The sequence below is a fragment of the Pseudomonas kilonensis genome (assembly GCF_001269885.1).
GTDB lineage: Bacteria > Pseudomonadota > Gammaproteobacteria > Pseudomonadales > Pseudomonadaceae > Aquipseudomonas > Aquipseudomonas kilonensis.
Genome location: NZ_LHVH01000019.1, coordinates 241,742 through 263,446, shown reverse-complemented (window position 1 = coordinate 263,446; position 21,705 = coordinate 241,742). Strand labels below are relative to the sequence as shown.

The window sequence follows — 21,705 nt, the reverse complement described above, 5'->3', positions numbered from 1 at the left end:
AGTTGCGAATTACACCACCTCCTCCGCATGCTTGAAACTCAGATGAGCCAAGAGGTCAGCATGTCGATCAATAACGCAGCGCACGTTTCCCCAGCACTAGGCGGACCACCCACGGGCGATTTGCAGATTGGAGATATCGTGTTCATCCGTGTCACCGCCCGCCCTTTTCTGGAAGTCGCCAACGCGACGAACTCGTGGACAAACCATGTGGGTGTGGTGGTCGACGACCGTGGCGATGAACCGCTGATTGCAGAAAGTACGTTTCCGCTTTCGCGAACCACCTCGCTCGCCCGGTTTCTCCGTCGCTCCGAGCATGGACGCTGCGCCGTCGCGAGGCTCACGCGGCCCCTCACCGACACGCAACGCACGGCGCTTAAGAATGCCGCTGATCATCGGTTAGGTACGTTCTACGACACCGGCTTCAACATAGGTTCGCGGCGCCAGTTCTGCTCTCGTTTCGTGCGCGAGGTCATCCATGAAGCGACGAACATCCAGCTCGGCAAAGTGGAGACATTCGCGAGCTTGCTGCAAGATAATACCAATCCGAATCTCGCCTTCTGGCAGTTGTGGTACTTCGGCCGAATTCCGTGGCAACGTCGTACCGTCACTCCAGCCAGCCTGCTTCGAAGTCCGGACGTGCGCGTCATTTTCGATTCCCAACTGAGTGACACTGCATGATCCGCGTCGCACAAACGCTTGTCCCTTCAGGGGCGGCACCCTGTCTCACCCGGCGCAGCCTGCTTCAGGCTGGCATGACCGGGATTGCCTTCGGCGTACTGTCCCCCTGGTCGTCATGGGCGGCACCTTCGGGCGTGCTGGTTAACGATGTGACACTGCTCAACCCGGTCTGGGTGAATCGCCTGCTGGCTCCGCGCACCACCGATGAGATACGACAGGCGCTAGCCCTATGGACAGGCCCGGTGAGCATCGGTGGTGGCCGCTATAGCATGGGCGGACAGATTGCCAGCGAAGACAGCCTGCATCTCGATATGCGTCAGTTCAATCAGGTCATTCGCTATTCGCCTGAAAACAAGGTCATACGCGTGCAGTCAGGGATGCGCTGGCGTGACCTTCAGACCGTCATCGACCCGGATGAGCTTTCGGTAAAAATCATGCAGAGCTATGCCAACTTCACCGTCGGTGGAGCGCTGTCAGTCAATGCTCATGGGCGTTACGTCGGTGCCGGCCCGATGAGCAACTCTGTACGCGCCCTGCAACTGGTACTCGCCGACGGCTCAGTCGTGGAAGCCTCTCGCGCCACAAATACCGACCTGTTTCACGCAGCCATCGGTAGTTATGGCGCGATGGGGGTCATCACAGAGATCGAATTGGACCTGGCATCAAACGTCACGATGGAGCGTCAGGTACACCACATGCCAATTGCCGATTACCCCACGTTCTTTAATGACCAGATCCGCGGAAACGACCAGGCAATCCTGCACAACGCCGATCTGGCGCCGCCCAACTTTGACCAAGCCACCGCCATCACTTGGAGCACCACGGAAAAAGCACTGACCGTCGAAGACCGGCTGGTCGCACCGGGGCAATCGTACACGCTCGATCAAACCATCATGTGGGGCGTGGCCAAACTCCCCGGCGGTTCGGTGATTCGCAAGGATGTGGTCGATCCATTACGCTACCTCAGCCACCCGGTGGTACGCCGCAATTACGAGGCTAGCAGGGACGTCGCCTCCCTCGGGCCGATTGCCACCCGCAACAGCACCTACGCGTTGCAGGAATATTTCGTACCGGTAGCCCACCTCAACGCGTTTGTCATACAAATGGCCGATCGACTGAAGGCGCATGACGTTGATGCCATCAACATCTCCATCCGACACGCGCCGCCTGCGCCTGACTCATGCCTGTCCTGGGCACGGGAGGAAGTCTTTTCATTCGTACTTTATTACTGGCAACACGTTGGCGTGGCCGACCGCGAGAAGGTCGGCGTATGGACTCGCGAACTGATCGATGTTGCGCTCGCGTTTGGAGGCACCTACTACCTGCCCTACCAGTTGCATGCGACGCAACAACAGTTTTTGCGGGCCTATCCGGGTGCACAACGGTTGTTCGCACTCAAGGCACGGTTCGATCCGCAGAAGCGATTCCGGAACAAGCTTTGGGATAAGTATTACGTGGGGTAGCGTGACCGTGCCCCGCCAGCGTTCAAACTTGAGGACGCGCCGTCACGGTTTCTATGGACCTCAGCTGCCATCTCGCCACAAGGAACAAAAATCATCGCTATGCTACCCACAGATAGATGAGTCGGGTAACGACCCTTCTATGCGTATATCAAGGAGGATTGATGATGCGGGAAGCAACCACTGGACTCGAAAAACAGATTGAGATCGCGACAAAACTACTCTCTCTGTCGGCAAAAATCGGATTACTGATAGGCGGTACGTGCATCGTCAGTTATTTATTGAGCAACGGTCATTTCCCACAAGGCGTATCCGTTGGAGACAGTTTGCTATTTCTGGTCACGGCGTTTTGCTTTGGGCTGGTTTGTGTTTATTTTTCAGTCTCCGTCACCGCTGTAGGGATATTGCTTTCGCCGCTCTTCATACCGGTGCTTAGAGGTTTTGTCTGGCTACATGGAAAAATCACCGATAAAAAACCCATACTGGAATTCAAACGACCCAAAATAACCTTCCTCTCGGTGTTTTTTGGAATATGCGGCGCTGCGACCATTTACTTCCTTACCCACAAAAGCCCCTTGGAACACATTCAGCTCATCCTCCTGCCCATTTTCCAGTTCATCGTTTACTCCGCCTATCTGGAACAGAACAAGAAAATAAGCGCAGCGCAGCCGTCGGCACCTGAAATCGTCGATTCCGAGCATCCTGACCAGAATCCCCACGCCGAAATGAAACCCTTGAAGAGAACCAGGCTCGTGATCGCTGGGGTCATCCTCCTGACGCCCCTTCTCATGGGGGGCGTGACTTCAGACTTGCTGCAAGCGGCCATGAGCTTCGCGCAAATACGTATAGAAAGGGCAACAATTCTGGTGAAACCGCCTTACGCCAACCTGTTGCCAACCCCCAAGGACTCACCGCTGGAAGACTACAAAAGATTTGAAAATGCGACGGTGATTTTCCGAGGTGTTGGCATCTCGACGCTCATTGAAATGCACTCCGAGGGAACGGCGATTCGGTTGGAGATCCCGAATGACTCGATCATTGTCGAGCGCCGTGTGAAGCCCGTTGCCAAAGTCAGGAAAAGTCCTGAGAAAACGGAAAGCTGATACCATCCGCACATTGACACGCTGAGCAGAACAACATGAATCGCCGCAAGAAGATAAACCAGTTATTGAAGGCTAACGCCAAGAAAGCCAGTGCCAAGCTGGCTCCCAAAAACAAGAATCAATACATCAGCAAAGCCGACCGATTGAAACTGGAAGCCGAATCCAGTGACGCCCCCCTCACACCCACGCAAAGCTGATCCACATCACCGGCCCCCTCTGAAGCGCTGCGCCAGAACCGCCACGCCTTGCTGCTTACTCAAGGGGTCTTGCAGGGCAACGACGGCCAATGACGCAGTCCAGACCACCGAAACCCCGTAATTGAGTCGCTGGTACAAGCCGAACAAATGACCGTCGGCAAATGCCATCGCCATCAGCATAACCGTCACGATGGCCAGGACTACGCAAATCGCCGAGAGCATGGCGAACCTGGACGATGAAAGCAGCGACTTGCCAAGGAACGTCCACAGCGCCCCCGCCAGAGTAAGCGAGATGAACATCACCAGCCCCGCAAGATTGTGGCTTTGCTGCGAGACCGATGGTTGAACCGGCGCACAACCTTGGTCGCAGGAAAAATAGCCGGTCGCGAAGCTTGCCAAACCGTGGACGAAAATCAGTACCGCGCTAAACAAGGCCATCGGCGATGCCTTGAACCGTCTCGCCACACCTATTGCGAAAAGCACGAACATCACACCCAGCGGAAAATTGTTCAGCCAAGCAGAGAAGCTGTGGGTTGGCGCTCCCGCGGCGCCTAGTTGGCTCATGGCTTGATCCAGATGGCTGTAGCCTGGATAGGCCCGCGCGGTCAGTGTGACACCCAAAAACAGCCAGAATGGAATCAGTATTCCGCAGCTTAGCAAAGCACGATCAATGGTTTTCATGTGGTGACACTCCGTGTCGTTGTGATGTCCGTTTGTGGGGTGATGTGAAAACTGGCATTGATTCAAGCGTCCACCTGCTCACTCAAGGACAGGGCGCAGGAAACTACGCTCATAACTCAAAATGAATCGTTGTTCCGTCGCCTGGGCCACCAATTCAACACACGCTGGATCCTGTTCGGCTTTCCTTCGATAGTTTTCGTAGTCGGCCAGGCTGGGGAAGCTGAACAGGCAGTAGGCGATATTGTTGGCGCCTTCGGCGGGTAGAAAATAGCCGTGATGCTCTCCCCCCATTCGGCTCACCACTTCAATCCATTGGCGCGAGTAGCGTTCGAAAGCAAGGATCTGGTAGGGGTCGATAACGTACCGGACATGACAGGTGATCACAGGCTCAATCCTTTGAAACGAAAAAGACCGATTCTACACAGAGTACGATTGAAGTGGCCTCGATAGCTTCTGAACGAAGCAAGCAACGCAACAGTCGGAGCAACAAGACCCTCGGCAAAGAAACCTGGCTCATGCCCCTACGATCCGCTGCCCTCGCTACGTTGTTCTCTTTGGCTGCCGGCACAGCAACGGCGGCGCCTGAACCCCTGCGCCTGGAAAGCCTGAAACGCTGCGGCGACCTGCTGGAAACCCAGCACCAGGACTGGTGCCTGACCGTACGTGGGTTGGGTGAGGCAACACCGCAGTTGAACCTGGGCGCAAAGGTCATACCCGCAGACACGATCCAGCGCGAAGGGGAAAACCTGCGCGTGCGCCTGGACAGCGCCGACTACCAGAGCGGCCCGCTCTGGCTGCAGGATGGCCCGCGCGCCAGCAATGCCGCCTGGCTGACTTTGCGCAACAGTCACGTACTGGCCGCCAGAGCGGACGAAGTGGCGAAGAACATGGATGGCCTGACCACCTACGTCGACCTGGTCAGCGTGCTGATCGAGGAAGACCGTGACGGCCGTCAGGAAGCCGAGCGCCTGGCCCGCAAGTACGGGGCAACGGTGGTCGGCAGCATCGCGCCACTGAACCTGTACCAACTTCGCCTGCCGGCCAAGGACTTGGTGCAGCGTGACGCCCTGGTGCTGCGCCTGGGCAGCGAGACCAGCGTGGACGCCGTGGTCATTGAGGAGTCCTCGGCCGAAGAAACCGAGCAAGCCGCAGCCCATCCTGAAGAACCGAAGAAGCCAGCCCTGGACTCCGATGAGTGGGCCGCGAACCGCTTTCTCGACGCGGTGAGTTATTACCAACGACGCATCCCCGGGCGACAGCCGCCCATCCAGCCGCAACCGGTGCGCATCGGCCTGATCGAGCGCGGTGTGGATTTCGACACGACGGATTTCGCCGACTATCTCGGCGCCTGCTCACCGCCGCGCACCTGCGTCTACGCCCGCGATGCAGACAAACCGGACAACCATGGCACGACCGTCGCCGGCATCCTCGCCGCGCGTTGGGACGACAGCGGCAACACTGGTTTTCTCCGTGGCCTGGACAAAACCAGCGGTGGCTTCGAGGTCATCGTCGAACGTAATTCCGATGCCGGGATCACCGCCAACATCGCCGCCTCGGTCAACCTCGTGGAGGACGGTGTGCGCGTACTCAACTGGAGCTGGGGCATCCACCGCGTCGGCGCCAAAGACGTCAAAGGCGATGACGTCGATTCGCTGCTGCGCTCGGGCATCGCCATGGGCGGGTACGAGGAGTTGCTGGAGGAGTTCTTCCTCTGGTTGCGCAAGGAACATCCCGACGTCATCGTGGTGAACTCCGCCGGCAACGGTGCCTCGTTCTCGGGCAGCGACGAATACCGCCTGCCCTCCTCCTTCATCACCGAACAATTGCTGGTGGTCGGCGGGCATCAACGCAGCGAGCGCAGCGGCGTCGCCGTCGACGACCCGGCCTATGCGGTCAAGCGCGCCTCCTCCAACATCGACATGCGTGTCGACATCACCGCCGCCGCTTGCGCCCACGCCTCGACGGCCAACGTCGGCCAGGACAGCGCCGTGCATTGCGGCACGTCCTATGCCACGCCCATGGTCGCGGGCCTGCTCGCGGCGATGCTGTCCATCAACCCGCAACTGCAACCCGAGCAACTGCGCACGCTGCTACGCCGCAGCGCCATGACCATCGGCGACAACCACGACTTCGAACAGATGGACGGCGAAGACCTCACTGCGCCCATCCTGCCGTCGGAACGCCGCTTCCAACTCAACGACAAAGACGTCGGTCGCTCGGCGCGGCTGGACATGCAAAAGGCCCTGGACCTGACCGCACAAAGCCGCGACCGCGTGCGTTGAGTCGGCGAGTCAGGGGGCCAGCCGGTAAGTGGACTGCACCAGCCCCGAAGGAAAGCTGCGGCTGGATACCAGTTTCAAATCCACGTCCCGCTCAAGCCCACCGAACAACGGCCGCCCCGAGCCGATCAACACGGGAACGGTGGTGATCACCATATCGGTGACCAACCCCTCGCGCAGGAACGACTGCACCACCTGTCCACCATCCACATAGACGCGCTGCACGCCTTGGCTCTCCAGCTCCGCCATCAAATCCTTGGGGGCCAGATTGGAGAAACGCAGCTTGCCCTTCAACGCCTCGGGCACTGGCGAATCGGCCAACTGCTCGGACAGCACCACCACGGGCCGGTCGTAGAACCAGGTGTCGAAGGTCAGCACCTTTTCATAGCTCCCGCGCCCCACCACGATCACGTCCTTGTCGGCGATGAAGGCTGAATAGCCGTGGTCTTCGGAGGGGTCGTCGCGTTGTAGAAGCCAGTCGATGTCACCGTCGGCTCGAGCGATGAAGCCATCCAGGCTGGTGGCGATGAAGACGTGGGCGGTGGGCATTTTGGGGGGCCTTTGTTGTGGGATGGTATTGGCGGTTGGTGAAGGGAAATGTAGCAATTTAGATGCGGATCGGATATTTGATTAGAGGTCGGTTTCGGCAATGCGCCCGTCGGTGCGCTCGTCTATTGACCCTGATTCAAGGGATTGATAGGGTTGCCTCTCTTTCAAAACGCCCTCCCGGTTCGCCGGGAGGGCGTTTTCGTTTTGGTTCCCCCGACCACAAAGGAACCATGACATGAAAGCACCCATTGAAATCAGCTTCGGCGCCGACGCCACCTTAGGGTATGTGCGGTACGGCAATGGCCCCACTCATGTGCTGGTCATGCATGACTGGCTGGGCGACCACTCCAGCTACGATGCCGTCATGCCCTGTCTTGACGGCCACGCGTTTACCTATGTTTTCGTTGATGTGCGTGGCTACGGGCAATCCATTGAATTGGCTGGTGAATTTACAGTAGAGGAAATTTCCTCCGATTGCCTCATGCTCGCCGACCAGCTCGGTTGGGCGCGCTTCCACGTGGTCGGCCACTCGATGACCGGGATGATCACGCAACGTATTGCGGCGGACGCCCCGTCTCGCGTCGCGAGCGCGATAGCGGTGTGTCCCGTTTCTGCCGCTGGCAATCGGTTGAGTCCAGAGGCCCTGGCGTTCTTTGCCAGCACGATAGAAGACGACGAGGCCCTTCGGCGTCTGTTCAAATTCGTGACCGGAGGTCTCTCCGATGGGTGGGTTGATCTCAAGGTCCAACAAAGCCGCAACACGGTCTCACCAGCCTGCCGGGCGAGGTACCTCGAAATGCTGGTCACAGCCAATTTCGTTGATGACGTTCGAGGCCTTGAAACACCGTATTTGGTTATTGTCGGCGACAAGGATCCCGGACTTGATTCCGCGGCTATGACACGCACCTTTCTGGCGTGGCATCCGAACGCAGAACTGCACGTTATCCCCAACTGCGGTCATTACCCGATGCAAGAGTGCCCGCCTTATTTCGCAACCCTTATCGAGGGTTTCCTGAAACGCAACACCGGTTGAGTCCACAGCCAAAAGCTGACACTGCTGTAATGGTTCGTTTAGCTAAATTAACGTGCGTATATGTTGAGTTGCTCAGGAAACAACTTCTCAGAACATCCAGGGTGGGCCCCGTTGTTTGAATGCCAAGGGGTGAACCGCGACAGCCGGAAACTGTCGCGGTCGGTTTACGTTTTAGCGATTAGCGTCGGCCAGGCCAACCTCAATGAAGTGCACGGAACTCTCCATTGCCTGCCGACCTTCTGGCAGCATGGTGGCGTAGAAGTGCCAGGCATGGAACATCGCAGGCCATACCTCCAGGTTGACGCGAACGCGGTTATCAGCCAAATGAGTTGCAAGACGCATCGCATCACTCAACATCAGCTCGTTCTCGCCGATCTGCACCAGAATTGGCGGAAGTCCAGTGACGTCCGCGAACACAGGAGAGGCCAGAGGATGATTGGCCAATGTGTCGCCCAAGAACGCCCTGGCCAGAATATCCAGGACAGGCTTGGAGTTCAGAGGATCCAAACCTTCACGATTGCTCATGGAAGCACCGGTGTGTTCAAGGTTTGCCCATGGCGAAATGGAAGAGCCAACCGCAGGCAATGGAAGTCCTTTGGATTTGGCCGCCACCATCACGCTGACAACCATCGCGCCGCCAGCTGACTCGCCAGAGAATGCAATCTTGTTAGCCGGGATTTTCTGCTCGAGCAACCACTCGTAGGCGCGCAATGTGTCGTCAATAGAGGCTGGGAACTTGTGTTCAGGGGCAAGGCGGTAGTCCGGCATGTACACACGAGCACCGAGCATCTTTGCGTAGTTGCCGCCGATGCCGTGATAGCCGTCTGGACGCCCAACAATGTAAGCACCGCCGTGGATGTACATCACTACTGCGTCGCTTTTGATCTCGTCCGGAGTGACCAGTGTGCCTGGCACGCCACCCATGTCGACTGCTTCAAATTTGACGCCAGCAGGCGCTGGATTTTGCGCGAGCATTTTTGCGTAGGAGTCGCGGATGTCGCTCATCTTTGTGGTGGTATCGATTCCCTTGAGAACGGGTACCAGATCGCTAAGGCTGTTAGCCCAGGTTTGGACGGCTGCTTGTACTTCAATGTTCATAATGACCTCAATTGATCGTTGGGCAACGGAATGGCTAATTGAGATGTTATGCTCATAATTGGGGAATAGGGTTCCCCATAGCCGGGTGCTAAGCCGCCCGAACGTTGACGTCCAGAGGTCCCATGGAACTCCATAACCTGAACGATATTGCAGCGTTTGTAAGCTCGGTAAACGCTGGGAGCTTCACTGCGGCGGCCAAGCAACTTGGCCTTACTCGCTCGGCAGTGGGGAAGTCCATAGTCAGGCTTGAGGCTCGATTACAGGTACGTTTGCTGAATCGAACCACTCGTAGTTTGAGCATGACGGATGACGGCCAGGTTCTTTATGAGCGCTGCGTGGGCGTTCTTCAGGATCTGGACGACGTGGAGGATGCCCTTGCGTTTCGTCGTTCGACACCCAGTGGACGACTGCGGATGAGCCTGCCGGTTGCGTTGGGCAGACTTCATGTCCTTCAGCACATTGAGTGCTGTCTGAAGGATTGGCCATCCTTGAGCGTGGATATCACCTTTTCCGACAGGCTGGTCGACCTGATTGATGAGGGATTTGACTTGGCCATGCGCATCGGGCCTCCCAAGGAAGACTCTCGGTTGCTCACGCGCACCGTGGCTTACCAGCAAATGATTACCTGCGCTTCACCCAAGTATCTGGCTGAGCATGCACCCCCCAAAACGCCCGAAGATCTCTTCGAGCATCAGTGCCTGCATTTCGTGAGCGGCGGGAGACTGCTTCCCTGGAATTTTCGAGTGAGCGGTCGCTCTTTGCCAGTTACTCATGGTGGAAGGCTACAGATGGACAGTGCTGAGTCATTGCACCAGTCAGCTGTCGCTGGCCTGGGTATCGCGACTCTTCCCTCCTACGTGGTTAACGACGATTTGAGGAGCGGCAAACTCGTTCAATTGCTCGCAGGATATGCAGAGGCCGCAGAGCCTATTCGGGTGATCTACCCTAGCAAGCGGCACCTCTCTCCAAAAATTCGACTCTTCATCGATAAGCTTGTGGAGGCTTGGTCGCCTTTTCCACCATGGGAGCATAATCCGGCGGAAGGTACTCCTCTGTCTGCCCCCTGAGCGAAGCGCATGTTAATGGTCTGGCCCCCTTAGCGACAACACAGACAACCGCTGACCACCGGCTGATCAGGGTCGTTTTCGAGAAAGGTGACCACGACTTCCATGCCCGTCCGGGGCGGCCCCATCTCACAGCTCCAATCGACGGCTCCCTTCAGCCAACAACAACTCTTGTCGTCAAATCGATCTTCACGGTCCCAGGGGAACTTGACCTTGATCCTTCCAAAGCGCAGATCACTCTGGATCCCCTCGCCTTCTAAAGCGACGACTACAGCAGCCTGGTTGCTTGGCACCTGAGGTTTCTTGTGGGCCAACGGCGGACGATAGGGCACATTCCATGGAAGAACGATAAAGCGGTTGCGGTAACCCTGATGAAAGTCATCCTCGTTGTCAGTGCTGCCAGCGGCGATGTCCTCACTCAATACCTGTGGTTGCCTGCCTTCATGGATGACCTGAGTCAGTAGCCATGGAGCGTTCCACTCCTGGCGCGGATGGCCTGAGATTTCCAGCACATGGCCACTGAGTAACCGAGTCTGGTCGCTCTGCCCCTCAGCTTGCCGATAGGCCGCATGGCGGCGCTCCATACTACGAAGACGTATCTGCTTGCCGTGCTCGTGACCGGTGGAACGCTCCGGCCTGTGATCTTTTTCAATGTCCAGCTGTTGCTCGAAATCATAGTTGCGGTGCGAGGTACGACTGGTGAGCTGTCCCAAGCGCAGGTTGAGGCGCTTGATCAGTGGCTCGTTGGCCACCCTGTCGCACGCTTGTCCATAAGCAGTCGGGTGCCCCATCCCGGGGAAAACCGCCTGCTCATCACCAAAGACCAGCACATGGCCTTGAGCACTGTGTTGGAAGTGAAAGTGAATACCCTCTTCCTCGCACAAACGCTGAATAAAGTGCAAATCAGTTTCGTCGTACTGGGCGCAGCAGTCACGCTCAGGATAGGTCGACCCGAGTTGAAACCGATAGGCGTCGCCCAGAATGCCGTGTTCTTCCAGTATCAAGGCGACGATTTTCGGCACCGAGAACCGTTGATAGATCCTCCGGTTGATGCGGTGGCGCAAGTAGGAAAGGTGCGGTACGAGGGCCAGGCTGTAGTGCGTCAACCGCTGACCGTTGCGGCCGTGAGCGATGTGATAGACCCGTCCATGGATGCCGTTGCCCTTCGAGTCGAAGGTCAGAAAAGCCTCCACGTCGAAGAGGCTTTCGAGATCCAGATCGGACCGCTCATTAGCAAACTCCACATTGAAGAGGTAAGGCCTGCTGATTGCCTCTTCTCCGGTGAATGCGAGCACTTGAAAATCGTGCTCAAAACCGTCGATGGTCAAACTGAAGTGCGTTTGATTGGCTGGGCTGAACATCCGCTGTTCTCTTTTTAAAACCTACTGTTCGCCCCACGCCCATGTATGAAATAAAGGCTTGCATCGAGCATCAGGCGACAAATCAAGTCAGATCAGACACCACTCTTCACTTTGGTCCAGATCCGCGTGCGGATCCGCTCCAGTTTCAATGGCAGTGGCTCAAGTGGAATAAGTGTAGCGATCGTCTTTTTGTCTGGATAAATCCAAGGGTTGTCTCGCAGCTTCTGCTCGACAAACTCAGCGGCATCTTTATTGGCGTTAGGGTATAGCGTGTGGTTTGAGGTCTTGGCGATAACTTCTGGTCGCATCATGTAATTAATGAACGCCATACCTTCTTTTGGATGGGGAGCATCTTTCAGCAAAACCAGATTCTCCGACCAAGACAGCGCGCCTTCGCGAGGAAGGCTGTAGGCGATCTTGCGCCCGGTGTTGGTCTTCTCGTTGCTGGCCTGTGCAGCAAGGGCACCATTAGCCCATCCCACAACTGCACAGATATTGCCGTCAGCCAGGTCGGCGTCGATTCTGGAGGAGTCGAAATAGAGGACATAAGGGCGAATTTTCAACAGCAAGGCTTGGGCTTTCTGGTAATCATCCGGGTTCTTGCTGTTGCTAGGGAGCCCCAGGTAATTCAAAGCAATGGAAATGATCTCACTTGGAGAGTCAAGCATTGCCACCCCACACGACTGGAGCTTACTAATGTTTTCTTCTTTGAAGATCAGATCCCAGCTATTGACCGGCGCATTATCACCCAACGCGCCCCTGACTTTGTCAACGTCATAACCAATGCCGGTAGTGCCCCATAGATAAGGTACGGCGTAGCGGTTACCAGGGTCATTGACCGCGAGCTGGGCCAAGAGCTCAGGATCGATGTGTGAAAAGTTACTCAGCTGGCTACGATCCAACGGCTGAAGGACTCCCGCCTGGATCAGGCTTGGCAACACATTGGAGGTAGCCACAACCACGTCATACCCGGTGCGCCCAGCCATGACCTTGCTCTGCATGATTTCAGCGCTGTCGAACGCATCCATATGCACGCTCGTGCCAGTTTCCTGTTCAAATTCCTTTGGCGTCTCCGGCGCAAGCAACCCGAACCAGTTATACAGATACATCCCGGGCTCTACAGCCGCTGCTGATGTACTTATCCCGGCACAGAGAAGCGAGGCGGAAAAAATGGTTCGCAAATGTGACTTTCTCATGCAACATCCTTGTCAAGACGATATGCCCTCATGGCCATCGTTAACCCTGGCAGCGAATATACCGGGTGTTACCGAATAGTAAATACCTACGAATACTTACCCTTGACCTGCCAATCCCTAACCCTAAAGGGGTAGAAAATGCCGTTTGACCTTCACAGCCTGGCTTGGCATCGATCGATTGGAAAGCTGATCATGCAGTTGAACCGTCCAGACTTCTGGAGTTCACTTGTTCGCACGTTAAATGAGTACGTGCAAATCGATAATTGGGTTGTATTGATTTTCAGCAATCAACACGTACAGGTCGTTAGTCTTCCTGAGGTAGCAGATGCGGAAGAGATTGACGCGTTCACTCATCGTTACGTAAAGGGGCTTTATCTACTTGATCCATTTTATATAGCTAATCGAGAAAACCCACAGAGCGGCTTCTTTCATCTATTGGATATTGCACCCGAGTACTTTCTTGAAACCGAGTACTACCACAAATATTTTGCACAATACATTTCCATGGATGAAGCACAGTACAATGTCCAGCTCGACACCAATAGAACATTGTGCATTTCCATTGGCAGCAAAGTCCGCTTTAGCCAAGAACAGATAACCATGCTTGACATCATCAAACCGTGGGTCACTGCATTGATGCATCAGCGCATGGGTTTTGAAACTGACGTAGAGAAAACCCTGACTGAGCCGCCTCTGTGGCCGGAAACGGTCAATCAGCTTGGCACCCAAATAACAGCACGCGAGAGTGACGTACTCCGTTTGTTACTCAGCGGCTTCTCCAATAAGGAAATAGCCGGAAAGCTGTCCCTCTCGGCGGAGACCATAAAGGTTCACCGCCGCAACATTTACGCTAAATTAAATATCAAGTCACAATCTGAGCTATTTGCTCGATTCTTCATGCCCAAACAGAATATTCCCGCTACCCATTGAAGTCAGGGCTTCGGGCTGATTTGCTCGGTCATGCGCCTGCAAGCATCAAGTTCAGATTCTGCACCGCCGCGCCAGCGGCGCCCTTCCCAAGATTGTCAAACACCGCGGCCAGCAAAACTTGCCCGGTCTCATCATTCTCGAACACCGACAAGCGCAAATCATCGGTTCCGTTAAGCGCTTGAGGATCAAGGGACGTCAACGCTTTAGCTTCTTGCATCGACATCACCTGTACATGGCGCGTATCGGCGTAGTGCTGCATCAGACAGGCATGCAACTGCACCGCGCTCACGCCTGGCGCCAACAACCGGGTTTGCAAGGGTATGGTCAGCACGATCCCCTGCCGAAAAGCGCCATAGGCCGGCACAAACATCGGCCGCTCCGTCAGCCCGCTTTGCTGCTGAATCTCCGGAATATGTTTGTGTGCCAGCCCCAGCCCATAGACCTGAAACGCTGACGCTTGAGCTGCGCCTGCTCCCTCATGCTCTTGCACGCCGACGCGTCCTTTTCCGGAATAACCCGACACGGCATGAATGTTCAGCGGGTAATCGCTGGGCACTAATCCGGCCTCCAGCAATGGCCGCAGCAACCCAATCGCCCCCGTTGGATAGCAACCGGGATTGCTGACCCGCCGCGCAGCGGCGATGCGCTGGGCCTGTTGCGGATTCATCTCTGCGAATCCATAGGTCCAGTCTGCATGGGTGCGGTGCGCCGAACTCGCATCGATCACCCGAACGGCGGAATTTTCGAGGGTCGCTACAGCGTCGCGGGCGGCTTGGTCGGGCAAGCAGAGAATCGCGATGTCGCAGTGGTTGATGGCTTCGGCGCGACGTTGCGGATCCTTGCGATGTTCAGGGCTGAGTGTGAAAAGCCGCAGATCGCTGCGCTCGCGCAGACGTTGGTGGATTTGCAACCCGGTGGTGCCTTGGTCGCCATCGATGAATACAAGGGGACTTGCCATGGAATGCTCTCGGACATTGGAAATCAGGAGCCCAATCTTCAGCGACGCTCTAAGATAGGAAAAGTTGAATTTATAAACGATGAAATTCAGTTTTTCTGAACAAGGAAATCCTCATGCGCGAAATCAGCCTGGACCGTCTGCGCACGCTGGTGGCGATTGCCGACCTGGGATCGTTTGCCGAGGCCGCTCGTGCGCTGCACCTTGCGCCGCCCACCGTCAGTCTGCATATCGCCGACCTGGAGGCGCGCGTGGGCGGCAAGCTGTTGTCACGCACGCGTGGCCGCGTTCAGCCTTCAGCGATAGGGAACACGCTGGTAGAACGCGCGCGGCGCCTATTGGCAGATGCAGAGCAGGCGCTTGAGGACGTCGAACGTCAGGTTCAAGGATTGGCCGGGCGTGTGCGGCTAGGCGCCTCCACAGGGGCCATCGCACAGTTGCTGCCGCATGCGTTGGAGACATTGAGCCAACGCCACCCCGCGATCGATGTACAAGTCGCAGTGCTCACCTCCCAGGAAACCTTGAAGAAACTTGCCGAGGGCGCTTTGGAGGTTGGTTTGGTCGCGCTGCCGCAGTCCCCGGTGAAGGGTTTGCGGATCGAGCCGTGGCGACGGGACCCGGTCATGGCCTTCTTGCCGGCTCGCTGGGAGTCCCCGGAGGTTGTGACCCCCGACTGGCTGTCCGCTCAACCATTGATTTTGAATGACGCCACCACACGCCTTTCGCGCTTGACGGCGGAGTGGTTCGCCAGCGATGGGCAGCAGCCTGCGCCGCGCATTCAACTGAACTACAACGACGCGATCAAAAGCCTGGTGGCGGCGGGATATGGTGCGACGTTGTTGCCCCATGAGGCGGCCACGCCATTGCTCGATAACAGGATCGTCATGCGGCCATTAAAGCCCTTATTGTGGCGTCAACTGGGTATTGCCCACCGCAGTCGGGACATCGAACGGCCTACGCAACATGTGCTGGATGTGTTGTGGGAGTTGAGCGCGGAGTGATTTTGTCTGGGCATGAGGTATTCTGCGCGGCGTAAAACACGATCCAGGCCTGCGGCGTGCCACTGCTTGTACGCCCCATTGATCGATCTAAAAGCGGCGCACCAGGAGGTCTGCATGTTGTTTGGACATCGGTTCGAGCGCACCGCCCAGGATGACCTGTACATCCACTCGCGCAATCTGGTGCAGAGCGCCTTCGTACTGCTGACCGGCGCGCTAGCCTTCATCATGCCGATGGCGTTAGCCGTGTTTGTGATCGCTGATGAAGGCTCGCCCCTGACTGACCTGGATCCGCTGACTTCACTGCTGATCGTGCTCGGGCTGCTGCTGATTCCTGCACTCGGCCTCCTCCTGATGGTGTACACCGGCATCCGCGAGACCTTGCTGTTATCGCGACGCGACGGTGAAGGCAAGCGCCGCACCCGAAACTTTTTTGGGCGCCGCGAGCGTGTGCATTCGGTGTTTAGAATCGATACCCCCAAATGCCTCGAACTTCGCCGCCGCCAAGATGCCGAGCCCGCCTACACCCAACTGTGGCTGGTGATGCGCGATGGCAGCGAACACCGCCTGACGACCGACAACGTTCCGGTGGTGCCAGGAAGTCAACGCACCGACTTGTGGTTGCGTGAGCTGGCCGACTACCTGAACGTGGCAGTGCCCACCGAAGTCGTGGTGGGCTCGACGGCGGGTGTGAAGAAGGCAACCTACAGGCCTGCTCCAGCCCCAACCAGCGGTAAAGCGGTGAGGGAAGCCAGGCAGCGCAAAGCCAAGGGGCTCACGCCTGCCCATGAAGCCACCGAAAAACTCGGCACGCCCGCACGCGCCCTGCTCCTTCTAATGGGTGTTTTCCTGGCACTATTGGAGCTGAGTCGCGTCATCGCATTGGTGCCCGCTCTGTTTGCCGGGCGGCTGCGGGTCGGCGGTCGAACGGGCACGACCACCTTCTACTGGGCCGAGCAACCGCTCACCTTCTCATTCAACATGCTGGTGGGCATGGCCGAGGTGTTGATCATCGGATTCATCGCCTGGGGTTGTCTGCGCATGGCGATCCGGGGCCGGATGAGCTCCAATCCCTGAGAGCAGTCAATTCGACAGCGGCGCCACAGAACCCTCAAAGCCACCTTTAAATGGCAGAATCTCCTTAATTGATCGTTTTGGAGACCCCCATGCTTCGCGTGTTTGAACAAAGACTCGACCCCTTCCCGCCCGACGAGGTACCGCCGCCACCCGCAGGCCTGGCTCGGTTTCTGTGGGCGTGCACACGGGGCGCCCGCGGTTACATCCTTGCGTTTGCGCTGCTCAGCGCCGGTGTGTCGATCTACGAAGCCTGGCTGTTTTCTTTCCTCGGTCAGGTCGTGGACCTGCTCTCGACCTGGCAAGCCGGTGGTGAGGCGGCGGCGCAGGAAAGTCGCGTGCTGTGGGGTATGGGCATCGTCATGGTGGCCAGCATCGGGCTGGTGGCGCTGCGTACGATGGTGCAGCACCAGGTATTGGCGATCAATCTGCCGCTGCGGCTGCGTTGGGACTTTCACCGCCTGATGCTGCGGCAAAGCCTGTCGTTTTTTTCCGATGAGTTCTCCGGCCGGGTCACCACCAAGGTGATGCAGACGGCGCTGGCCGTGCGCGACGTGCTGTTCACCCTGATCGAGATCGCACCCGGGATCGGCGTGTATTTCATCGCGATCATCGCATTGGCCGGCGGCTTCGCCCTGAAACTGATGCTGCCTTTCCTTGCCTGGATCGTGCTGTTCGGGCTGGCCATGCTCTACTTCGTGCCCCGCCTGGGGAAAGTCGGACAGGAACAGGCCCATGCGCGCTCCTCGATGACCGGACGGATCTCGGACGCCTACACCAACATCACCACCGTGAAGCTGTTCTCCCATTCCAATCGTGAAGCGCACTTCGCGCGCGCGGCCATGGAGGATTTCAAGCAGACCGGCTTTCGCCAGATGCGCCTGGTCAGCCAGTTCGAGATCGTCAACCAGGCGTTGGTGGTGGGCTTGATCATGGCCGCAGGCGGTTATGCGCTTTGGCTGTGGCACCAGGGTGAAGTCGGCGCCGGTGCCGTGGCGGCAATCACCGCCATGGCGTTGCGTATCAATGGCATGTCGCACTGGATCATGTGGCAAATGACCTCGCTGTTCGAGAGCATCGGCACCGTGCAGGACGGCATGACCACCCTGACCCGCGGCCCCAAGGTGCAGGATGCGCCGGACGCCGGGGGGCTGGAGACCTCTGGCGGCGCGGTCACCTTCGACAATGTGAGTTTCAACTACAACGGTGAACGCCAGGTGCTCGATGGCTTGAGCCTGAACATTCGCCCGGGCGAGAAAATCGGCCTGGTAGGCCGTTCCGGCGCGGGCAAATCCACGCTCATCAACTTGCTGCTGCGCTTCTATGACGTCGACAGCGGGCAGATTCGCATTGACGGGCAAGACATTGCGCACGTGACGCAAGACAGCCTGCGCAGCGCCATCGGCATGGTCACCCAGGATACGTCCCTGCTGCACCGCTCCATTCGCGACAACATCGCCTACGGCCGCCCCGATGCAAGCGACGCGCAAATCCGCCGTGCCGCGGCCAATGCCCAGGCCGATGAGTTCATCAGCCAACTGAGCGACCGCCAAGGTCACTCCGGCTACGACACCCTGGTGGGCGAGCGCGGCATCAAGCTGTCGGGCGGCCAGCGCCAGCGCGTCGCGATTGCCCGGGTGATGCTCAAGAACGCCCCGATCCTGCTCCTCGACGAGGCGACCAGCGCGCTGGATTCGGAAGTCGAAGTGGCCATCCAGGAAAGCCTCGATGAAATGATGCAGGGTAAAACTGTCATCGCCATTGCTCATCGACTGTCGACGATTGCGGCGATGGATCGGCTGATTGTCATGGATGATGGGCGCATTATTGAACAGGGTACCCACGCTGAATTGCTCGCCAAGAACGGTATTTATGCGCGGCTGTGGCACCATCAGAGTGGTGGGTTCCTGGGTGAGGATCGGGGGGTGACGGAGGCGATGGATCAGGTCTAAGCGTGAAGGGCCTGGGGTGAACTGCAAGTGGGTGTTTTGGGTCGTCAGCTGTCCTTCACAACGGGCAGCTTTCGGCCCAGAAGCCGTCGTTCAGAGTAGGGACATGACCCGCCTTTTTACTAGCGGCTTCATAAGGTGCACGGCGCGCACCTTGCGACAGCCCCACACATGCTGTGGTGCACACAGCCCCCCTTACACGATAGCGTCTTTTCTCTTGAGTTTGATGCCGGCCTTCGATTAGATATGAGGCGTAAACGTTGTGAAGTGAATAGCACCATCAAACATAAGGGAATAGCACTAAATGGCCCGGATAGAACCCGTTTTCGGCAGCATCAGCAGCGAAATCGAAAACCCATACCAACCGGGCGACGCCCAACTGATTGACGACGAGGTTGTCACGTTTTCAAACCCCAAGATTTTGGGTTTTTCCGGGCGTATTTCTCTGGCGCGCTTCTGGCTGATTCATGTGCCCTTGGTGCTGGTTCTTCCGTGCATTTTGCTGACGTTCTTTATGGTGGGGTTGCGCCATCAACTGGTGGTTTTGCTGATAGTCGGTGTCACCGTTGTCGTTCCTGCCATCCTGCTCAACGTGTCTCTACTGGTACGCAGGGCACGTGATCTAGGCTGGAGTCCGATGATATGGGGAATTCTCAGCGTAGTCCCTGTTATCGGCTTTGTGATAACGCTTCCGCTCTTCATGCTTCCGGGGCGTAAAGCGATTAATAAATACGGCCCGCCCAATCCACCTCTTTCGACGTCGGTAAAGCTGCTTACCGCGCTGTTGGTGGTGCTGGTGCTTGTAACTTCAACCGTGCTAGTTGTGTATTTTCCCCAATACAACCCACGGGCACCCTACGAGTGGTTCTTTAATGCATTGGTTCAGGCATAACGTTAGCGTACGCGAAGTCCATGCTTCGCCTCATTGCGCGGCCCCAAGTGCTCAGGTGCCTTTGTAGAGAGCGCTGCGCGCACCACGCGATAGCCCTGCGTACGCCGCGGTGATGTCCATTGGGAAAAGAGAACAGATTTATTTTTCTGCTCTAAACGTCCGTTCTTGGCCGATTGCAGCCCTCACGACAGGCAGCTATCGGCCAGAAGCGGACGCTGGACAGCATGCTGATCACACGTCTACGCCCAGGCTATTCGCTAACGCCCTCAGCTTCAGTGTTACGGCGATGATCTCGTCTTTCGTCATTCCACAATATGTAGGAAGTGATTCGGACGGAATGTTCTGCGCGAGAGCTGGCCCACATGCAATGAGATACCTAAGCTCTCGCTTCGTCACCTTCAGGGTTACACAGTCAATATCGGAAGAATCGTTCATTCAAATACCAAGCGAACCAGAGCTGTCATTACTCTATATTTAAACCTCTGCGCCTCAAAATCTTTCAGTGACGTTTCCGACCACTATCTGCTAATCGTCCCTTGGCAATGTCCGCTTTGGGTCGGAAGCAGCCCTTCGCTTCCGACCCGATCCATCTTGGGAAAATGGAATCTATTCCACCAAACGCTTATCTAGGGTCGATGACATCCAGCGCCCGGTTTGCCAATAGCAGACCTAGTTCAATCAATTGTTGCAGCCCTAGTGCAACATGCCGTCGAGAATCCTCCAGGTCGAACGCCAAATCGCCGGCCATGGCATTGGCAGAGGCCAAGGTTTCGCTGAGGTTGGCCAACAGGCTTTCAGCATCGACACCCTCCACGACGGCGAATAGCTGCTCTGGAGGTGGCTTCTTGTCAGGCTGGGCGGGTTTAGGGTTCAGATAGGAATCGATGACACGTTCGGCGTTGGCGTCGGCCGCGATGTCCAGGTGCAGCGGTGGAACGGGTGGGTCGGGGATGAGTTTGTCCATGGAATGCTCCTAACGTAAGTGAGAGCTGCCACGTTCGCTGCTAAACGAGTGGGTGGCAGCCGCGCGCAGGTTAGCAGACCGGTACGTTAGGAAACCGGCGCACCCGAGGATGCCCTGCGCACAGCCGCCATAAGAATTCGAGCAATGAAAATGCCCGCACTGAAGGCAGTTGCCGTGCGCCTAACGTGATTCCGAGCTGCTAAACCCGACCGCTGAATGGCAGCGGTGGACAAAGACTAGGCACCGAAATCAGCAGGCGCAAGGGACTGGAATTTTCTAGGAAATGTCCTGCAAGTCAATGGGGAATATTCGCTCCGTCGCTTCCTACGACAAGCTCGTTTAACCCTTCCACCACCGAAGCGCTGCGCGACGGGTGCGATGTGACGTGTATCCTGACCAAGCTAGTACTTCTGTAACAAATTGGGATCATTCACGCCCTCGGCGACATACGTACTCCCCTGACCCACGTAAAAATCATTTGGCTTGGCCGCCTCGGCATACGCTTCGATTTCATCGAGACTCATGTTCGGATCCGCCTCAACAGCCGCCTTGAAGTTTTGTGTCGTCGTTATTGAGCGCTCCCAATTGAGCTGACTTTCTTCTGAAACCAGCCCAGAAGGCGCTAACGTCTTGATGCAATTTTCCCCACACACCTCTCCAGCGACAACATCCTTCCAGTGAGGTCCAAAAGTAAAGACAGCAAAGTACATGGTCTTCGCCTTGGCTTTATCAATACCAAGATCGATGAGCGCGTAATAGAACATCCGATGCGTTTCAACCCACGACCGAACCCGATTCTCTTTATAGCAATAGTGATCGTGAACAATTGCCGCCTTCAAGAAAGACTCGTCGTAAGCATCGCCGATTATAGGTTGCGCCCATTTCGGGATCGAAGCGCCATCCGTGGTGCCTGACTCATGATTGCCTGCTTTCCAAATATCGGTTTGCCAAACCAAGCCATTTGGCGCCTTGAACGTAAGCATGGAGCCTAACTGACACTTTCGCTCCTTGGTCAATTGGCAACCTTCAGGGAGCAATGTCAGTTCCCCTGTAAACTGACTCGCAAACAGTGTATTTGCGACACCCATTAACAGCACCATAAGCGCTATAGCCTTACGCATATCGCCCTCTCCTTGTCGATATAACAATCAGCCAACTCAAATCATTTTTATGGCGCTTGGCGCTACGAACTTCACTTACATCAGGGGCTGCCGGTTGACTATAGCAGTCAATTTTCCAGGCAG

The 21,705-nt window shown here is 56.7% G+C and carries 21 protein-coding genes; 12 read left to right on the top strand and 9 right to left on the bottom strand.

Going from position 1 to position 21,705, the window contains the following annotated elements; genetic code table 11:
• Positions 1–60: 60 nt before the first annotated feature.
• The 4 genes from AD662_RS13560 (at position 61) to AD662_RS28565 (ending at position 3,438) form a co-directional block, all read left to right on the top strand.
• Positions 61–678 (top strand): YebB family permuted papain-like enzyme, encoded by a 618-nt coding sequence (locus AD662_RS13560; RefSeq protein WP_074849787.1) that lies wholly within the window; start codon positions 61–63, stop codon positions 676–678.
• Positions 675–2,141: an FAD-binding oxidoreductase gene (locus AD662_RS13555; protein WP_235862408.1), complete on the top strand. Its 1,467-nt coding sequence runs from the start codon at positions 675–677 to the stop codon at positions 2,139–2,141. Before AD662_RS13560 ends, AD662_RS13555 begins: the two co-directional genes overlap by 4 nt.
• 161 nt (positions 2,142–2,302) lie before the next feature.
• Positions 2,303–3,241 carry a hypothetical protein gene (locus tag AD662_RS13550; protein WP_053187961.1) on the top strand — a complete coding sequence of 313 codons (939 nt, stop codon included), beginning with the start codon at positions 2,303–2,305 and terminating at the stop codon, positions 3,239–3,241.
• 35 nt (positions 3,242–3,276) lie between these two features.
• On the top strand, positions 3,277–3,438 hold the full coding sequence (locus tag AD662_RS28565; protein WP_018602217.1) for a DUF2986 domain-containing protein: 162 nt from the start codon (positions 3,277–3,279) through the stop codon (positions 3,436–3,438).
• A gap of 6 nt (positions 3,439–3,444) precedes the next feature.
• Here the strand turns inward: AD662_RS28565 and AD662_RS13545 are convergent, their stop codons facing one another.
• Both AD662_RS13545 and AD662_RS13540 read right to left on the bottom strand, forming a co-directional pair.
• The gene (locus AD662_RS13545) at positions 3,445–4,119 is read right to left on the bottom strand and encodes a DUF998 domain-containing protein (protein ID WP_053187957.1); all 675 of its coding nucleotides are present in this window, start codon (positions 4,117–4,119) and stop codon (positions 3,445–3,447) included.
• A gap of 78 nt (positions 4,120–4,197) precedes the next feature.
• Positions 4,198–4,503 carry an NIPSNAP family protein gene (locus AD662_RS13540; RefSeq protein ID WP_053187954.1) on the bottom strand — a complete coding sequence of 102 codons (306 nt, stop codon included), beginning with the start codon at positions 4,501–4,503 and terminating at the stop codon, positions 4,198–4,200.
• A gap of 131 nt (positions 4,504–4,634) precedes the next feature.
• On the opposite strand from AD662_RS13540, the gene AD662_RS13535 reads away from it, so the two are divergent.
• Positions 4,635–6,401 carry a S8/S53 family peptidase gene (locus AD662_RS13535; protein ID WP_053187950.1) on the top strand — a complete coding sequence of 589 codons (1,767 nt, stop codon included), beginning with the start codon at positions 4,635–4,637 and terminating at the stop codon, positions 6,399–6,401.
• Between the two features lie 9 nt (positions 6,402–6,410).
• On the opposite strand, the gene AD662_RS13530 is transcribed toward AD662_RS13535, so the two are convergent.
• Positions 6,411–6,947, bottom strand: coding sequence for a dihydrofolate reductase family protein (locus AD662_RS13530; RefSeq protein WP_053187947.1), 537 nt, complete (start codon positions 6,945–6,947; stop codon positions 6,411–6,413).
• A gap of 235 nt (positions 6,948–7,182) precedes the next feature.
• Between AD662_RS13530 and AD662_RS13525 the strand changes: the two genes are divergently transcribed.
• Positions 7,183–7,980: an alpha/beta fold hydrolase gene (locus tag AD662_RS13525; protein WP_053187944.1), complete on the top strand. Its 798-nt coding sequence runs from the start codon at positions 7,183–7,185 to the stop codon at positions 7,978–7,980.
• A gap of 171 nt (positions 7,981–8,151) precedes the next feature.
• Here AD662_RS13525 and AD662_RS13520 read toward each other — a convergent pair whose 3' ends face one another.
• Positions 8,152–9,078 carry an alpha/beta hydrolase gene (locus AD662_RS13520; RefSeq protein WP_024619002.1) on the bottom strand — a complete coding sequence of 309 codons (927 nt, stop codon included), beginning with the start codon at positions 9,076–9,078 and terminating at the stop codon, positions 8,152–8,154.
• Between the two features lie 122 nt (positions 9,079–9,200).
• Here AD662_RS13520 and AD662_RS13515 point away from each other — a divergent pair, with 122 nt between their 5' ends.
• A complete protein-coding gene (locus AD662_RS13515; RefSeq protein ID WP_018602204.1) occupies positions 9,201–10,145 on the top strand; it encodes a LysR family transcriptional regulator in 945 nt (314 codons plus the stop codon).
• Between the two features lie 29 nt (positions 10,146–10,174).
• Here AD662_RS13515 and tssI read toward each other — a convergent pair whose 3' ends face one another.
• Positions 10,175–11,503 (bottom strand): type VI secretion system tip protein TssI/VgrG, encoded by a 1,329-nt coding sequence (gene tssI / locus AD662_RS13510; protein ID WP_053187941.1) that lies wholly within the window; start codon positions 11,501–11,503, stop codon positions 10,175–10,177.
• Positions 11,504–11,595: 92 nt separating this feature from the next.
• On the bottom strand, positions 11,596–12,699 hold the full coding sequence (locus tag AD662_RS13505) for a polyamine ABC transporter substrate-binding protein (protein ID WP_053187939.1): 1,104 nt from the start codon (positions 12,697–12,699) through the stop codon (positions 11,596–11,598).
• A gap of 138 nt (positions 12,700–12,837) precedes the next feature.
• Between AD662_RS13505 and AD662_RS13500 the strand changes: the two genes are divergently transcribed.
• Positions 12,838–13,629 (top strand): response regulator transcription factor, encoded by a 792-nt coding sequence (locus tag AD662_RS13500; RefSeq protein ID WP_053179322.1) that lies wholly within the window; start codon positions 12,838–12,840, stop codon positions 13,627–13,629.
• 28 nt (positions 13,630–13,657) lie between these two features.
• Here AD662_RS13500 and argC read toward each other — a convergent pair whose 3' ends face one another.
• Positions 13,658–14,587, bottom strand: a complete 930-nt coding sequence (gene argC / locus AD662_RS13495; RefSeq protein ID WP_053187936.1) for an N-acetyl-gamma-glutamyl-phosphate reductase — start codon at positions 14,585–14,587, stop codon at positions 13,658–13,660.
• Positions 14,588–14,700: 113 nt separating this feature from the next.
• Here argC and AD662_RS13490 point away from each other — a divergent pair, with 113 nt between their 5' ends.
• From AD662_RS13490 to AD662_RS13475, 4 genes are all read left to right on the top strand, one after another.
• Entirely contained in the window at positions 14,701–15,585 is an 885-nt protein-coding gene (locus tag AD662_RS13490; protein WP_018602196.1) for a LysR family transcriptional regulator, read from the top strand.
• 114 nt (positions 15,586–15,699) lie between these two features.
• Positions 15,700–16,659, top strand: a complete 960-nt coding sequence (locus AD662_RS13485; protein WP_053187933.1) for a hypothetical protein — start codon at positions 15,700–15,702, stop codon at positions 16,657–16,659.
• Positions 16,660–16,748: 89 nt separating this feature from the next.
• Entirely contained in the window at positions 16,749–18,608 is a 1,860-nt protein-coding gene (locus tag AD662_RS13480) for an ABC transporter ATP-binding protein (protein WP_053187929.1), read from the top strand.
• 301 nt (positions 18,609–18,909) lie between these two features.
• Positions 18,910–19,497, top strand: coding sequence for a DUF805 domain-containing protein (locus AD662_RS13475; protein ID WP_053187926.1), 588 nt, complete (start codon positions 18,910–18,912; stop codon positions 19,495–19,497).
• 622 nt (positions 19,498–20,119) lie between these two features.
• Here AD662_RS13475 and AD662_RS13470 read toward each other — a convergent pair.
• Together AD662_RS13470 and AD662_RS13465 are read right to left on the bottom strand one after the other, a co-directional pair.
• On the bottom strand, positions 20,120–20,461 hold the full coding sequence (locus AD662_RS13470; protein ID WP_053187923.1) for a DUF6124 family protein: 342 nt from the start codon (positions 20,459–20,461) through the stop codon (positions 20,120–20,122).
• 401 nt (positions 20,462–20,862) lie between these two features.
• On the bottom strand, positions 20,863–21,582 hold the full coding sequence (locus AD662_RS13465) for a DUF1353 domain-containing protein (RefSeq protein WP_053187920.1): 720 nt from the start codon (positions 21,580–21,582) through the stop codon (positions 20,863–20,865).
• Positions 21,583–21,705: the final 123 nt, after the last annotated feature.